This is a genomic window from Roseibium suaedae (assembly GCF_900142725.1).
GTDB lineage: Bacteria > Pseudomonadota > Alphaproteobacteria > Rhizobiales > Stappiaceae > Roseibium > Roseibium suaedae.
Map to the genome: position 1 here is coordinate 1,385,888 of NZ_FRBW01000002.1, position 15,511 is coordinate 1,401,398.

The following is a 15,511-nucleotide window of genomic DNA, read 5'->3' on the forward strand; positions in this document are numbered from 1 at the left end:
ACTAGGTCGTGGCAAGAAAGAAACCCCAAGGTGGCGGCGGCGCCCCGGAATGGCTGGTGACATTCGCCGACCTCATGTCCCTGCTCGTGTGTTTCTTCGTTCTGATCATCTCCTTTTCCATTCAGGACAAGCAGAAGCTTCAGGTCGTTGCGGGCTCCATGCGCGAGGCCTTCGGCGTGAAGGAAACCTCCAAGCGCAACGGCATTATCGAGATCGAAGGCATTCCGGTCCGCGAATACATGAAGAATGTGTCGCAGGTGAACCAGGAACTGGATTCCGACTTTGCCGCCGAGCGACACGACCAGCGCACCAAGCAGGGCGCGGAAGCAAACACTTACGACACAATGGAAGCGGATATCGAGAAACCGCGCCAGTTTGCGACCGCAGCCGCCTCCCTGCGTCAGGCTTGGCAGGAGATGCCGGAAATCACCGAGATTTCGACCAACATCATTCTCGAAGAAACGGAAGAAGGCCTCAACATTCTGCTCGTCGATCAGGATGGCAGGTCCATGTTCCGTGAGGGGTCGAAATATCCTTACGAGACCACACGCCGGCTTCTGGCCAAAATGGCGCCGATCCTTTCCCGCATGCCGAACAGGATCGAGATCACCGGCCATACGACGGCCGGGCAGCAGACGACCGACCCGAGCTACACCGGCTGGGATCTCTCTTCCGAGCGAGCCAACATCGCCCGTCAGATCCTGAACGAATATGGCGTTCCGGACGATCAGTTTGCAGCTGTCGTCGGCAAGTCGGACACGGAACCCATGTTCCCGAACGATCCGTATCTCGCCGCCAACCGGCGCATCGGCATCCTGCTGAAGGCAGAAGCCCCGCCGGTTCCGCCAGGGCACAAGCTCTGATTTCTTTTTCCGTGCCGGTACTTCGCTGAGAGGCCAAGGATCCGCAGCCGATCAGGCTGCGGATACCGCCAGTCTGACACCATCAACGGCGTCCACCCGCACACGGGATCCGGCAGGAAGATCAGGGCCGGAAATCCGCCAGACCGTGTCATCGATCGAAAGACGGCCCGTCCCCTGTTCGATCGGGTCCGCAAGGACGAAAGTGCGTCCCACGTAGCGGCTGCCGCGCTTGTTCAGCCCCGGATCGCCCCGCTCGGAAGAAAGCCTGGCCATCAGCCGGCGTCCTACGAACAGGGTGACGAAGGATAGCACCAGAAAGATGATCACTGCCGTTTGCCAGCTGAGGCCGACAAACAGGGCAAGCGTGCCGACCAGAATGGCCGACACACCAAACCACAGGAACACGGATCCCGGTGCAAGGATCTCCAGGCCGAGTAGCAGGAGACCCGCAATCCACCAGTTCCACGGTCCAAGTTCCGCAAGAACCTTGGTCAGCAGCGTCATGCATCATTCTCCGGCCGGCCCGTGCTCGGCACCCGGCCGGAGCGCTGTGAGGTCACAGATCCGCTTTCAGACGCGGAATTGCCGAAGGCTTCCTTGGCGATCTCACCGATACCGGACAGCGAGCCCAGCAGGGAACTGGCTTCCATCGGCAGGATCAGGGTCTTCTGATTGCGCGAATTCGCCAGTTCCTTGAAGGCTTCGACGTATTTGGTCGCAACGAAATAGTTGATGGCCTGAACATTGCCGCCCGCGATGGCTTCGCTGACAAGCTGGGTCGCCTTGGCTTCCGCCTCGGCCGCACGTTCACGGGCTTCCGCATCCCGGAACGCAGATTCCTTGCGGCCTTCCGCTTCCAGAATGAGCGCCTGCTTCTGGCCCTCTGCCTTGAGGATTTCCGACTGGCGCTTGCCTTCAGCTTCCAGAATGGAGGCGCGCTTGTCACGCTCTGCCTTCATCTGGCGGGCCATGGAATCCACCAGGTCCTTCGGCGGATTGATGTCCTTGATCTCGATACGGGTGACCTTCACGCCCCACGGCTCGGCAGCCGCATCCACAACATGCAGAAGCCGCGTGTTGATCTCGTCGCGATTAGACAGCAGTTCATCGAGCGCCATGGAGCCCATCACCGAACGGATGTTGGTCATGGTCAGATTGAGGATCGCGTTCTGCAGGCCGAGCACTTCATAGGCAGCACGGGCCGCGTCCAGCACCTGATAGAAGGTGATGCCGTCCACCATGACGGTGGCGTTGTCCTGGGTAATCACTTCCTGGGAAGGAACATCCAGAACCTGCTCCATCATGTTCAGCTTGTGACCGATACGGTCGATGAACGGGATGATGAAGTTCAGACCAGGCGAAAGGGTCTTCCGGTAGCGCCCGAAGCGCTCGATCGTGAAATTGTACCCCTGAGGGACAGTCTTCACGCCCGCAAAAATGACGAGAATCGCCAGGAATGCGAGGACAATCAAAACGATATCGAACCCAAAAAACTCTTCTGGCATGGAAAATCCTCCGTTGCGCCAAAAGGCGGCGCACAAAAACCAAGGACACTTCCTACTGTCTGCGCGATGGCAAGTCCATGACACAGCCCTGAAAGCACAGTGCCACCTTCCTTATACGGGAAGATGGCACCAGATTCAGCCTGGGATTTGAAGACGCTAGGGAAGGAACGCCTGCCGGATCAGATCCAGCCGCCCAGTTCCCGGCGGACAACATGCTCGATGACGTCCATTCCCAGATCGCTGTCGTTGAGGCAGGGGATGTGGGTGAAATGCTCGCCGCCATTCTCCTCGAAGATTTCGCCCGCTTCGCCAGCGATCTCCTCTAGGGTCTCAAGACAGTCAGCCACGAAGCCAGGATTCATCACCGCGATCCGCTTCACGCCATCCTTGGCCAGTTGCTCCACCGTCTTGTCCGTATAGGGCTGGAGCCACTCTTCCGGACCAAAACGGGACTGGAAAGTCACGCGCAGCTTTTCCTTGCTCCAGCCCAGCACGTCCCTCATCAGACGCGTCGTCTTCATGCAGTGGCAATGATAGGGATCGCCCTTCTTGAAATAGGACTGCGGAATGCCGTGATAGGACGCAAGCACCAGTTCGGGCTCGAAGTCGAGAGCAGCAAGATGGCGCTCCACCGACTTGGCCAGCGCGGTCACATAGACCAGGTCATCGTGATAGGGCGGAACCGTGCGGATTGCGGGCTGCCAGCGCATTTCAAGCATGGCGCGGCAGATCTCGTCATTCACGGTCGCTGTCGTCGCAGCCGAATATTGCGGATAGAGCGGGAAGACGAGAATGCGGTCGCAGCCATCGTTCTTCAGCGCTTCCAGCCGGGAGCGGATCGACGGATTGCCATAACGCATCGCCCAATCGATTTGCAGGCGTCCACCACCATTTCCCATACGTTCTGCCAGTTTGTCAGACTGGCTGCGGGTGATGGTGCGCAGTGGTGATTCATTCAGCTCCTTGTTCCAGATCTCCTCATAGGCCTTGCCGGATTTCTTCGGCCGGGTGTTGAGCACGATGCCGTAGAGGATCGGATACCAGAACAGGCGGGACCACTCGATCACGCGCTTGTCGGAGAGGAATTCACGCAGATAACGGCGCATGGGCCAGAAGGACGTGCCATCTGGCGTGCCCAGATTGACGAGGAGAACACCCACCTTGCCGGATTTCACCTGGGGATGGCCGTCTGGCAAAGCCAGCTTCTGGAACTCGCGTTCCTGCTCAGGGGAGACGGTGGTTGCTGCGTAATCAATCATAGGATGTCCGTGGCTGCGCAATAAGGCTGAAACGACAAGCCGCACTAACGAGGTGCGGCTTATCCTTACGCTGTTGCTCAGCTTTTAGATCAAGCCTGCCACGATTTAAAGCCAATGCGCGGAATGTCGCAGCCAATCGCAAATATCAGCCATAATTCCGCTCATCACTGATCACCTTGCCATCGTTCGGCAGGGATCCGGGATCGGCAAATTGCACAGCCCCTTTGAGCCCGGTGACAGCCTTCAAGGTCGCACCGACAGCATCGAGCAGAGACGATGTGCCACCTGCCACTTCCACGGAAAGGGACATGGCATCGCTTTCACCCTTGCGGGTGACCGTGAGCCGCGCCTTCAGAACCTCGTCATGGATCTTCACAAGTTCACCAATCTGGGCGGGGTCCACGAACATGCCCTTGATCTTGGTGCGCTGATCCGCGCGGCCCATCCAGCCGCCAATCCGCCGGTTGGTCCGGCCGCAGGAGGAATGCCCCGGCAGAACGGCCGAGAGATCGCCGGTCCCGAAGCGGATCATCGGATAGGTCCGGTTGAAGGTGGTGACGACCAGCTCTCCCACCTCGCCGTCCGCGACCGGCTCTCCGGTTCCCGGGCGAACGATCTCGACGATATAGTCCTCGTTGACGATCATCCCCTCCCGCGCCGGGCTTTCATAGGCAATCACGCCCAGTTCCGCCGTCGCATAGCACTGGGAAACGTCAACGCCCCTGTCCGCATATTCCTTGCGCAAGGACGGGAACAACGCGCCACCCGACACCAATGCCCGCTTGAAGGAGGAAGCATCGCGGCCCAGTTCCTGCGCCTTGTCGAGCAGGATCTTCAAATGATCCGGCGTGCCGGTAAAGGCCACCGGCTTCAGGGTTTCGATGGCCTCCAGCTGAAGATCGGTATTGCCCACACCTGCCGGTAAGACCGTGCAACCCAGCGCCCGGCCACCGCTGTCCATGATGAACCCGCCCGGCGTCAGATGATAGGCAAAGGCATTGAAGACGAGATCCCCCGGCCGGAACCCGGCCGCATGCAGCGCGCGGGCACAATTCCAGGGGTCAGTGCCTGCAGGCTGCGGTTCGAAAATGGGGCCGGGGGACATGAAGACGCGCTCGGCACCGGACAGGCCACCGGAAAGGAACCCACCGAACGGCGGGTTCTCCTGTTGCAGGCGCATCAGATCGGACTTGCGCAGAACCGGCAGGGCAGCAAGCTTTTCACGGCTGGTAATGGACGCAGCGTCCACACCCGCCAGATGGCTGGCCCAACCGGGAGCGGTCTCTTGCGCATGGGCAATCGCCGCCGGCAATTTGGCAAAGAGATCCGCCTCGCGCTGCGCCGGATCGCTCCGGTCGCGCGCCTCAAACATGTCTGTGCTCATGGTCCTTCTCCGGTCTGCCCGTCAGGCGAGCCAACGCTTTCTTCGCTTGTAATGTTTGACATTGCGGAAGGACTTCCGCCCTTCGCCGCCGACACCCAGGTAGAATTCCTTGACGTCCTCGTTGTCGCGCAGGGCCTTTGCGTCCCCATCCAGAACGATGCGGCCGGCCTCGAGAATGTAGCCGTATGTGGCATAGCGCAGCGCAACGTTCGTGTTCTGCTCCGCCAGCAGGAAGGACACCCCTTCCCGCTCGTTGAGCTGCTTCACGATTTCAAAGATTTCCTCGACCAGCTGCGGGGCCAGCCCCATGGAGGGTTCGTCCAGGAGGATCATTTCCGGCCGGCTCATAAGGGCGCGGCCAATCGCACACATCTGCTGTTCGCCGCCCGAGGTATAGCCCGCCTGGCTCTGCCGCCGCTCCCGGAGCCGCGGGAAATAATTATAGACCATCTCCAGATCCGCCTTGATCGCGGCAGCCCCGTCCTTGCGGGTATAAGCGCCGGTCAGAAGGTTTTCCTCGATGGACAGGTGGCCGAAGCAATGACGGCCTTCCATCACCTGAATGCAGCCCTTGCGGACCAGATCATTCGGCGACAGGGCCTGAACTTCGTCACCCTTGAATACAATCTTGCCCTTGGTCACCTCGCCGCGCTCAGCCCCGAGCAGGTTGGAGATGGCTTTCAGCGTGGTGGTCTTTCCAGCTCCGTTCGCCCCCAGCAGCGCAACGATGCCGCCGCGTGGAATGGTCAGCGAAACGCCCTTGAGCACCAGGATCACGTGATCGTAGATGACTTCGATATTGTTGACCGAGAGGATCGCATCGCCTGCTCCGGCAGGGGCCTTGGTCCTGGTCATTTCCTGGGTCTGCATGGTCTGTGCGCTCCGGCTTGCGAGTGTCCGTTCTTCCGCTCTGCCTTGAGAGGCAAAGCGGAAGAACCTGTTGCGTCAGGCCGCCCGGTCAGTTCGGGCAGGCTTCCGTGCGCGCCGGCCAGGGCGCATTCTTTTCCGCATATTCCTTGGCCGCAGCTTCAAGCAGAGGACGGACCACATCGGTCATCGGCTCGATCCAGTCACTGGCCTTCTGCCACTGCTTGCCGTCCCACTCCTGGATGAAGACCGGATTGCCGCCTGCGTGATCCTCGCAGGTCACCTTCATCGGGTGCGCGAAGTCGGCCAGGCCGATTTCCGCGAGACGATCAGCCGTCAGATCCAGGGATTCCAGACCGATCCGCATGTCTTCGCCGGTCAGAACCTTCTTGCCGGTCTTTTCCTGTGCATTGCGGATGGCTTCGGCAATGATCACCGAGTTCAGGACACCACGGTTGTAAAGCGTGGAGGCAAAGCTGCTCGGATCGGTCTGGGACTTGCCCGCGTCGATCACCAGCTTCTTGATGTCACCGAGAGCGGCAAAGTCCGAGCCGACGCCGGAGAAATTCATCGCCTTGTAGCCCTTGGCAGCTTCGCCGCCGGCCGCAGCGTCTTCATCGCCTGCGGACCACCACACGCCAATCAGCTTGTCCATCGGGAACCGGGTCTTGACCGCTTCCTTCACGGCCGTCGGCGTCATCGCGCCCCAGCCCCACATGACCATGTAGTCCGGACGGTCGCGGCGGATGTTCAGCCACTGCGACGACTGGTTCTGCATTTCCTTGCCCGGAACCGGGTACTGGACGAGTTCGAAACCATATTTCGTGGACAGCTGCTCCAGAAGCGGGATCGGCTCACGGCCATACCCTGCATCCAGGAAGATGTAGCCGATCTTCTTGCCCTTCAGCTTCTCAAGCCCGCCTTCCTGTTCGGCGATATACTTGATGGCGACAGACGCACCGTCCCAATAGGTATCCGGCACATTGAAGATCCAGGGGAAGGTGTTGCCGACTGCTGCTGCGGACAGGCCATAGCCCATGGACAGCATGGGAATCTTGTCGACCGAAGCCTTCGGGATCAGCTGCAGGGTGATGCCGGTCGAATAGGGGTTGTAGACCAGTGCGTTCTTGCCCTTGGTGGACTCGTAGCACTCGACGCCCTTCTGCGCGTCATAGCCGGTCTCGCATTCCTCGATGGCGATCTTGACGCCGCCAATGCCGCCGTCACGCTCGTTGAGCATGGCGAGATAGTCATGCATGCCATTTGCAATGTGAATGCCCGAGCCGGCATAGGCGCCTGTCCGGTAGGTCAGAAGCGGCACGTAATTGGTGTCTTCGGCCATGGCCTGGCTGAAGGTGCCGGATGCCCCCATGATGAGCGCTGCGGCGGTGCCGAGCACGAGATGCTTCAAGTTCGTCATCCAATTCCTCCCTTGCGGCTGAAGCTCTGCCCCAAGCCACCGGACCCAGTGTTGCGCCATTCCTCCCCGGACGGGCCCGTTGTCCGGATGGCGTGTCGTGAGCGTTGCCGTTCAATAGGGGAACGGCCACACCCGAAGCTTTTGCTTTCCGATCTGCCAGAGCCGGGCAAAGCCATGCGGCTCGACGATCAGGAAGAAGATGATCAGAGCCCCGACGATCATGAAGGTCAGGTGCTCGACGGTCGCCGCCTCGATATCGAAACCCAGCATTCCGGGCACGAACTTCAGCACCACCGGCAGGATCCAGATGAAGGCTGCGCCCATGAAGGCACCCGACAGACTGCCGAGGCCGCCAAGGATCACCATGAACAGGATCTGGAACGACAGCTTGATCGAATAGGACGACGGCTCGGCCGCGCTAAGCCAGAAGAACACCATCATTGCTCCGGCCACGCCGCAGATGAAGGACGAGACCGCGAAAGCCAGGAGCTTTGTCTGCAGCGGGCGGATGCCCATCAGCTCGGCGGCGATGTCCATGTCGCGGATCATCATCCAGGACCGCCCGATCCGGCCGCGCAGCACATTGGCCATGAGCAGCGCGATGACAGAGGTGATAGCGAGAACGATGAAATAGCGGGTCAGTGGCGTTGCTTCCGGACCGGTGACCAGAATGCCGAACATGTCGCGGCTCGGGATCTCGATCGCCCCGGAGGCGTTGTAGTTGTAGAGCCACGGAATGCGGATGAAGCACCATTCCAGGAAGAACTGGGCCGCCAGCGTGGTGACCGCCAGATAGAGACCCTTGATCCGCAGGCTCGGCAAGCCGAACACCGCGCCGATGGCGGCAGAGAAGAACCCGGAGCACAGTACCATGACGATGACATTCACATCCGGGAATAGGCTCGTCAGCTTGTAGGCCGCATAGGCCCCGACGCCCATGAAGGCCCCTGTCCCCAGAGACAGCTGACCGGCGAAACCGGTCAGGATGTTCAGGCCAATTGCAGACAGGGAGAACACCAGGAACGGGATCATGATCGACGTCAGGACAAAATCATTTGCCGTCAGCGGAATGCCCACAAAGGCGATGAGCAGGATGACGGCGAGGCCAATCCGGTCCTGACGGATCGGAAACAGCGCCTGATCGGCTTCATAGCTCGTCTTGAATTGGCCGGCTTCGCGATAAAACATGTGCTTACACCCGCTCGATGATGCGCTCGCCGAACAGACCCTGCGGACGGAACAGCAGGAAGATCAGCGCGATGATATAGGCAAGCCACGACTCGATGCCGCCGCCGACAAGTCCGCCCCAGTAGATCTCGCCGATCTTCTCGCCGAAGCCGATGATCAGGCCGCCGATGATGGCGCCGGGGATGGAGGTGAAACCGCCGAGAATGAGCACAGGCAGTGCCTTGAAGGCGACGATTTCGAGCGCGAAGGACACATCGGACCGCGCGCCCCACATGATACCGGTCGCCAGCGCGACAAGCCCTGCGGCGAACCACACGATGGCCCAGATCTGGTTGAGCGAAATGCCCACGGACAGAGCTGCCTGATGGTCATCGGCCACCGCGCGAAGGGCGCGGCCGATCCGGGTCTTGTTGAAAAAGATGCCCAGCGCCGTCACCATCAGGATCGCGATCACAGCTGCGGCAATGTCGATATGCTGCAGGATGACAAGGCCACGCTCGCCCATTTCGATGGCGGTAGAACCGGTCGGCAGACCAAGTTCTTCTGCGATCATCCGCTTGGGTTCCCCGCCGAAGACAAACTCGCCAAGGCCGATGAGAAAATAGGTCAGGCCGATGGTGGCCATGAGCAGGATGATGTCCGGCTGGTTGACCAGCGGCCGCATGACGAACCGCTCGATACCATAGGCCAGAGCCCCCATGACGCCGATGGTCAGGAGCAGAGCCAGAAGCGCCGGCACGCCGCTCTCGTAGAACCCGACCAGCGTCAGGCCCGCGAACACCACCATGATGCCCTGAGCGAAGTTGAAGACACCTGACGCCTTGAAGATCAGGACGAAGCCAAGGGCGATCAGCGCATAAAGAATTCCGGCAACAAAGCCTTCCCACAGAACCTGGAGGAAGAAGTCCGGCATTTCGACCATCTGGACAAAGGGTCCGATGAAAATATCGTAGAGCATCTGCATTCCCCCCGTCAGTGGCTCACGCCGAGATAGGCGTCGATCACCGCCTGGCTTGCCTGCACTTCCTCCGGCGGACCATCGGCGATCTTCTTGCCGTAATCCAGCACGACCACCCGGTCGGACAGATCCATCACAACGCCCATGTCATGCTCGATCAGGGCGATCGTGGTGCCGAACTCCTGATTGACATCGACAATGAAGCGGCTCATGTCCTCTTTTTCTTCAAGGTTCATGCCTGCCATCGGCTCGTCGAGCAGCAGAAGTTCCGGCTCCATGGCCAGCGCCCGGCCCAGTTCCACCCGCTTCTGCAGGCCGTAAGGCAACTTGCCGACTGGGGTCTTGCGGATCGCCTGAATTTCCAGAAAGTCGATGATGTCCTCGACCTTGCGGCGATGCTCGATCTCTTCCTGCCGGGCAGGCCCGAACCAGGCCATCTGCCACAGGAAGTTCCTATGCATCTTGAGCGACCGGCCGGACATGATGTTGTCCAGTGTGGTCATGCCCTTGAACAAAGCCACGTTCTGGAACGTGCGGGCGATGCCCTGGCTTGCCGCCTCATAGGGCTTCATCTTGCGGCGGACTTCACCGCGCCAGGTGATGGTGCCTTCCTGCGGATGATAGAAGCCATTGATCACGTTCAGCATCGAGGTCTTGCCTGCGCCGTTCGGACCGATGATTGCCCGGATTTCTCCCTTCTGGATGTCGAAGGAAATATTGGTGATGGCCTTCACACCACCGAAAGACAGGGAGACGTTATCGACCCGCAGGAGCAGATCCCGCTCTGCGGTTTTCGGCTGCCCCACCGGCTGCGCAAGATTACTGACGATAGCGTTCATTCGGCAGCCTCCTGCGTGGAGCCGGTCGGGGCATGTGCCGCCATGCTCCGGATTTCGACCGTCGCCTCGATGGCGCCGACACGGCCATCCTCGAAGGTCACTTCAGTGCGCACATGTTTGGAGGAAGACCCGTCATAAAGGGCTTCGATCAAGGGCGCATAACGCTCGGCAATGAACGAGCGGCGGACCTTCTGGGTCCGGGTCAGCTCGCCGTCATCCGCGTCGAGCTCCTTGTGAAGGATCAGGAACCGCTGAACTTGCGCCCCGGCCATCATCGGCTCGCTGGCAAGATCCCGGTTCACCTCATCCACATTGCTCTCGATCATCCGGTAGACCTCCGGATGGGCGGCCAGTTCCTGATAGCTGGCATAGTTGACGTTGTTACGTTCGGCCCAGGACCCGACAGCGGTCAGATCGATGTTGATGAACACGCCCACCTTGTCCCGCTCATGACCGAAAGCCACGGCTTCCTTGATGTTCGGGAAGAACTTGAGCTTGTTCTCGATATATTTCGGTGCAAACAGCGACCCATCGGTCAACTTGCCGACGTCCTTTGCCCGGTCGATGATCTTGAGATGGCCGTTGTCGGCAATGAACCCGGCATCACCGGTGAACACCCAACCGTCTTCGGTCTTGGTCGTGCGGGTGGCTTCATCGTTCTTGTAGTAGCGAACGAAGGTGCCCGGAGAACGGTACAGCACTTCCCCATTGTCGGCGATCTTCAGTTCGACGTCCGGAGCTGGCTTGCCGACCGTATCGCCATAGATCTCCCCATCCGGCTGAAGCGTGATGTAGACGCTTGCTTCCGTCTGGCCATAGAGCTGCTTCAGGTTCAGACCGAGTGCCCGGTAGAATCGGAAGATCTCGGGACCGATCGCCTCGCCCGCCGTATAGCCAACCTTGAGACGGGTCAGACCCATGCGGTTCTTGAGCGGCCCATAGACGAAGAATTCGCCGAGTGCGTAAAGCAGACGATCCTTTGCCGGTACGCTTTCGCCGTTGAGGATCTTCTCACCGGCCCGGCGGGCAACGTCCATGAAGAAGTCGAACATCTTCTTCTTGGTCCGGCCTGCATCCTCCATCTTGACCATGATGGCGGTGAGCATGTTTTCAAACACGCGTGGCGGGGCAAAGAAGTAGGTCGGCGCAATTTCCAGACGGTCCACATCGACCGTGTCCATGCTTTCCGGACAGTTCACGCAATAGCCGGCCAGATAGGCCTGGGCGAGCGAGAAGACGTGGTCACCGATCCAGGCAAGCGGCAGATAAGCCAGCGTTTCTTCTGTCTCGTCCAGCTTGTCGAAGACATTGGCGTTGCGGGCGGAAATGACCAGATTGTCAAAGGACAGCATGACGCCCTTCGGACGTCCGGTGGTGCCCGAAGTATAGAGCATCACAGCAATATCTGTGCCCTGCCCCTTGGCAAAGCCGGCTTCCCATTCCGCAGACGCTTCAGGACGGCTCGAAAGGATCCGGCTCCCCCGCTCTTGTACGGCTTCAAAGGGGTGAAGATGGCTGTGATCATAGTCCCGCAGGCCGCGGGGTTCGTCGTAGAGAATATCTGTCAGGCTTGGAACCTGCTCGCCCATCGACTGCAGCTTGTCGACCTGCTCCTGATCTTCGACCACTGCAAAGCGGACTTCCGCATGGCCGAGGACATAGGCCATTTCCTCTGCAACAGAGTCTGCATAGACGGGAACAGGGATGCCGCCAATCGCCTGAACAGCGACCATGGACCAGTAGAGCCGGGGCCGGTTCGAACCGACGATGGCGACCTTGTCGCCCTCCTCGAGCCCAAGGTCCTTCAACCCCAGGGACAGGGCCCTGATTTCATCGCGGACTTCGGACCAGGTCCAGCTTTGCCAGATGCCAAAGTCCTTTTGCCGGACCGCAGTCCGGTTTCCGAAGAGCTGCGCGTTGCGCAGCAATATCTTCGGAAAGGTGTCCTCGCCGCTCGCAGCGGCGCCGGGCAGCCTTGCCATAGCGCGTTCCATCCCTGTTAGGCTCGCCCCGTTTTCCGGGGTCGAATTTTATGTCCTCATGAAACTCCCCTTCCACCAAAGCATTCAAGGCTTTTCTTGAAACTGGCGGCCAGAGAAGTTTTCCCGGGACTGGTGAAACGCTAAGCCTGGGCAGTTTCACCAGTATGTTTGAATTGTTACGAATTGTGTCGCGGCCAGAAATTCGACCAAAGGATAGGAGTTGACGGATCTGGCCAAGAGGCGGACGCCGTCCTAATACCAACCTCAAGAAATACCGACCTATTTGATGGCCTCAGCCGGGTTCCCGGCTAGGCGCGGTGCACCGCCCGATGCCCGGCATCGGGCAAGCAGCGTAACGACGTCCGGGGAGCCGGAAGTGGCCACCGGAGGCCGCGTTTTCGAACCGCCCGGGCTACGTCGCGTTCCTTGGAAGATGCACCGCATCGCCCTGCGAAACGCTTCTTGCCGGACAATCCGAAAACGCGGTCAAATAGGTCCCTATTTCTTCAGGTTGGTATAAGCTCCTGACATGGAGGACACATCACCCGAACAATCCCAGATCGACCTGCTTCAGGCTGCGCTGGATCACGTCAACCAAGGCTTCTCGGTCTTCGACAAGGACTTGCACCTTGTTGCCTGGAACCGGGGCCTTTGGGAAATGCTGGACTTTCCGCAGCACCTGGCCCGGCGCGGCACCCATCTGGAGGCGTTCCTCAGGGTGAATGCAGAGCGCGGCGAGTACGGTCCCGGGGACATTGAGGGCAAGATCAGCCGCCGCGTCGAACGGGCGCGCCTTTTTGAGCCGCATTATTTCGAGCGCATCCGGCCGAATGGCCAGATCATCGCCGTCTCGGGTACGCCGCTGCCGCAGGGCGGCTTTGTCACGACTTATTCCGATGTCACCGAAGACCGCCAGCGCCAGTTGAAACTGGAAAAGACCGTTGAGGAACGCACCCGGGCCCTGCGCCAGAGTGAAGACTGGCTTCGGCTCGTGACCGACAACATCCCCGCATTGATTGCCTATATGGCGCCCGGCCCGGTGTTCCGTTTCGCCAACCGGCGCTATGCGGAATGGTTCGGCCAGTCTGTCGCGTCCATTGTGAACAAGCCGGCACCCGAAGTTGTCGGAGAACAGCTGTTTGCGGAGATCGGCCCCCATGTCAGCCGTGCCTTCGAAGGCAATGCCGTCTCCTACGAATATGACCGGGTGCGGCCGGATGGCACCGCGATCTGCATGCGCTCGACGCTCATCCCCGACATGACCCAGGACGGCCGTACGCTGGGTGTGTTCGTTCTGTCGCTGGATGCGACCGAGCAGAAGCGCAGTGAAGCTGCGCTCATGCAATCCCAGCGCATGGACGCCGTCGGCAAGCTGACCGGCGGCCTTGCCCATGACTTCAACAATCTGCTGACGATCCTGATGGGCAACCTTCTGAGTCTCAGCCGGGCAACAGGAGACATTCCTCAGGAAGAACTGAAAGCCCGGATCGCTCCCATGCTTCAGGCAACCCAGCGCGGCTCGGATCTGACCCAGCATCTTCTCGCCTTCAGCCGGGGCAAGCTGATCGACCCGCAAACGGTCCGCCTCAAGGGACTGATCCAGAACGCCGAAACCCTGCTGCGGGGATCTCTGCCCCCAACCATCAGGCTTTCGGTTGATCCGGGACCATCAGGTCTCGCCGCCCGCATCGACCCCACACAGCTGGAGACGGCCCTCATCAACCTTGCCTTCAACGCGAGAGATGCGCTGCCGGATGGCGGTGACCTGGAGATCCGGCTTGAGCTTTGCGAACTTGCAGGCAGAGCAGCAGATGACCTTGGCCTTTCCACCGGCGCCTATGCCCGCCTGTCAGTCAGCGACACCGGCACCGGAATGGACGAGGCAACACGGCTTCGGGTCTTCGAACCCTTCTTCACCACCAAGACCTTCGGCACCGGCAGCGGATTGGGCCTTTCCATGGTCTACGGCTTCGTGACCCAGTCCGGAGGAGCTGCATCCGTCGCCTCCACTCCGGGCCAGGGCACCCGGTTCGATCTCTATCTCCCGGCCATTGACCTTTCCGGCGCGGTCGAGTTGCAGGACCCGTCCGGGTCAATGGACCCAGAGCCGCATGGCTCAGGCGAACTCGTGCTGCTCGTCGAGGACAATGCGGATGTGGCAACGGTTCTTGCCGAGCAGCTTCGCGATATTGGCTACACGGTGCTTATGGCGGAAAGCGCGGAGGATGCGAAAGACCTTGCAGGCTCCCTCCCGGATATCCGCTGCATGCTGAGTGACATCGTTATGCCCGGTCAGATCAATGGCCTCACCCTCGCCCGCTCCGTGAAAGCTAGCCGCCCCGATATCGCCATCGCGCTGATGACGGGATATGCAGATTGGGGCATGCCACCGGAGGATGATGAATCGGTGGGTTTCCCCGTTCTGTCAAAGCCCATCCGCCCGCAAGCCCTTGCCCAGACACTCAGACATTTATTGAGCGCATGAACCGACCGGACAGCCATCAGGACAAGACAATTTCGCGCGACCATCTGGTTTATGTGGTGGACGACGAACCGGATATCTGTGCCCTGCTGAGCGAGGCCATGCGCCCCTTCGCCATCAAGGCCAGGCCGTTTTCCAGAGCGCGGGACCTTCTGGATGCACTTACGCAAGGGGTGCCGGATGCGGTTCTGGTCGATCTTGGCCTGCCGGATATGGAGGGCATGACCCTCATCAACGAGATCCGTAAGCAATCCTCCGTGCCGATCATCGTCCTGTCCGCCCGCAATCATTCTTCCGACCGGGTGATGGGGCTCGAACTTGGCGCCGATGATTATGTGGTCAAACCCTTCGACCCACGCGAAGTCGTTGCCCGGATCCGGTCAATCCTGCGCCGTGCCGGCGAGACGCTCCCTGAGAAAACCGACACGGCCTGTGCCCGGTTCGAAGGCTGGAGCTACCGTCCGTCGTCCCATAGCCTCACCTCGCCCGATGGAGAAGAAACTTATCTTTCCACCGGAGAGGCCACGCTTCTGGATGCATTGCTACGCGCGCCGCGGCGGGTGCTGACGCGGGACTATCTGCTGGAACACGGCGGCCGGGATGAAAGCATGGACCGCTCGATCGACGTGCGCATTTCCCGCATCCGCAAGAAACTCAGCGCACCGGGTGTTCCAAGCCTGATCCGGACCATCTATGGCTCCGGCTACATGCTGACCGCCTCGGTCGACTGGAGCTGACCCCTCATTCCTGAATGCAAAACGGGA

General features: G+C 60.1%; 13 protein-coding genes. 3 read left to right on the forward strand and 10 right to left on the reverse strand.

From position 1 onward, the window contains the following. The first annotated feature begins 8 nt into the window (after positions 1–8). Complete coding sequence (locus BUA94_RS13340; protein WP_073013646.1) at positions 9–863, forward strand: OmpA/MotB family protein; 855 nt, start codon at positions 9–11, stop codon at positions 861–863. Positions 864–914: 51 nt separating this feature from the next. On the opposite strand, the gene BUA94_RS13345 is transcribed toward BUA94_RS13340, so the two are convergent. The 10 genes from BUA94_RS13345 to BUA94_RS13390 all read right to left on the reverse strand — a co-directional run bounded on the left by BUA94_RS13345 (position 915) and on the right by BUA94_RS13390 (position 12,265). Further along, positions 915–1,367, reverse strand: coding sequence for an NfeD family protein (locus tag BUA94_RS13345; protein WP_073013647.1), 453 nt, complete (start codon positions 1,365–1,367; stop codon positions 915–917). Further along, positions 1,364–2,368 (reverse strand): SPFH domain-containing protein, encoded by a 1,005-nt coding sequence (locus BUA94_RS13350; RefSeq protein WP_073013648.1) that lies wholly within the window; start codon positions 2,366–2,368, stop codon positions 1,364–1,366. The genes BUA94_RS13345 and BUA94_RS13350 overlap by 4 nt, the downstream gene beginning before the upstream one ends. 179 nt (positions 2,369–2,547) lie before the next feature. Further along, positions 2,548–3,627 carry a ferrochelatase gene (gene hemH / locus BUA94_RS13355; protein WP_084081988.1) on the reverse strand — a complete coding sequence of 360 codons (1,080 nt, stop codon included), beginning with the start codon at positions 3,625–3,627 and terminating at the stop codon, positions 2,548–2,550. A 145-nt stretch (positions 3,628–3,772) separates the two neighbouring features. Continuing rightward, positions 3,773–5,011, reverse strand: coding sequence for a phenylacetate--CoA ligase family protein (locus tag BUA94_RS13360; protein WP_073013649.1), 1,239 nt, complete (start codon positions 5,009–5,011; stop codon positions 3,773–3,775). Between the two features lie 21 nt (positions 5,012–5,032). Further along, the gene (locus BUA94_RS13365) at positions 5,033–5,881 is read right to left on the reverse strand and encodes an ABC transporter ATP-binding protein (RefSeq protein ID WP_073013650.1); all 849 of its coding nucleotides are present in this window, start codon (positions 5,879–5,881) and stop codon (positions 5,033–5,035) included. An 88-nt stretch (positions 5,882–5,969) separates the two neighbouring features. After that, on the reverse strand, positions 5,970–7,298 hold the full coding sequence (locus BUA94_RS13370) for an ABC transporter substrate-binding protein (protein ID WP_073013651.1): 1,329 nt from the start codon (positions 7,296–7,298) through the stop codon (positions 5,970–5,972). 111 nt (positions 7,299–7,409) lie between these two features. Continuing rightward, positions 7,410–8,486 (reverse strand): branched-chain amino acid ABC transporter permease, encoded by a 1,077-nt coding sequence (locus BUA94_RS13375; RefSeq protein WP_073013652.1) that lies wholly within the window; start codon positions 8,484–8,486, stop codon positions 7,410–7,412. A gap of 4 nt (positions 8,487–8,490) precedes the next feature. Then, entirely contained in the window at positions 8,491–9,444 is a 954-nt protein-coding gene (locus tag BUA94_RS13380) for a branched-chain amino acid ABC transporter permease (protein WP_073013897.1), read from the reverse strand. A gap of 14 nt (positions 9,445–9,458) precedes the next feature. After that, a complete protein-coding gene (locus tag BUA94_RS13385) occupies positions 9,459–10,283 on the reverse strand; it encodes an ABC transporter ATP-binding protein (RefSeq protein ID WP_073013653.1) in 825 nt (274 codons plus the stop codon). Then, complete coding sequence (locus BUA94_RS13390; protein ID WP_073013654.1) at positions 10,280–12,265, reverse strand: AMP-dependent synthetase/ligase; 1,986 nt, start codon at positions 12,263–12,265, stop codon at positions 10,280–10,282. The genes BUA94_RS13385 and BUA94_RS13390 overlap by 4 nt, the downstream gene beginning before the upstream one ends. 529 nt (positions 12,266–12,794) lie before the next feature. Here BUA94_RS13390 and BUA94_RS13395 point away from each other — a divergent pair. Both BUA94_RS13395 and BUA94_RS13400 read left to right on the forward strand, forming a co-directional pair. After that, positions 12,795–14,750, forward strand: a complete 1,956-nt coding sequence (locus tag BUA94_RS13395) for a PAS-domain containing protein (protein ID WP_073013655.1) — start codon at positions 12,795–12,797, stop codon at positions 14,748–14,750. Continuing rightward, on the forward strand, positions 14,747–15,484 hold the full coding sequence (locus tag BUA94_RS13400) for a response regulator transcription factor (RefSeq protein WP_073013656.1): 738 nt from the start codon (positions 14,747–14,749) through the stop codon (positions 15,482–15,484). The genes BUA94_RS13395 and BUA94_RS13400 overlap by 4 nt, the downstream gene beginning before the upstream one ends. Positions 15,485–15,511 lie beyond the last annotated feature (27 nt).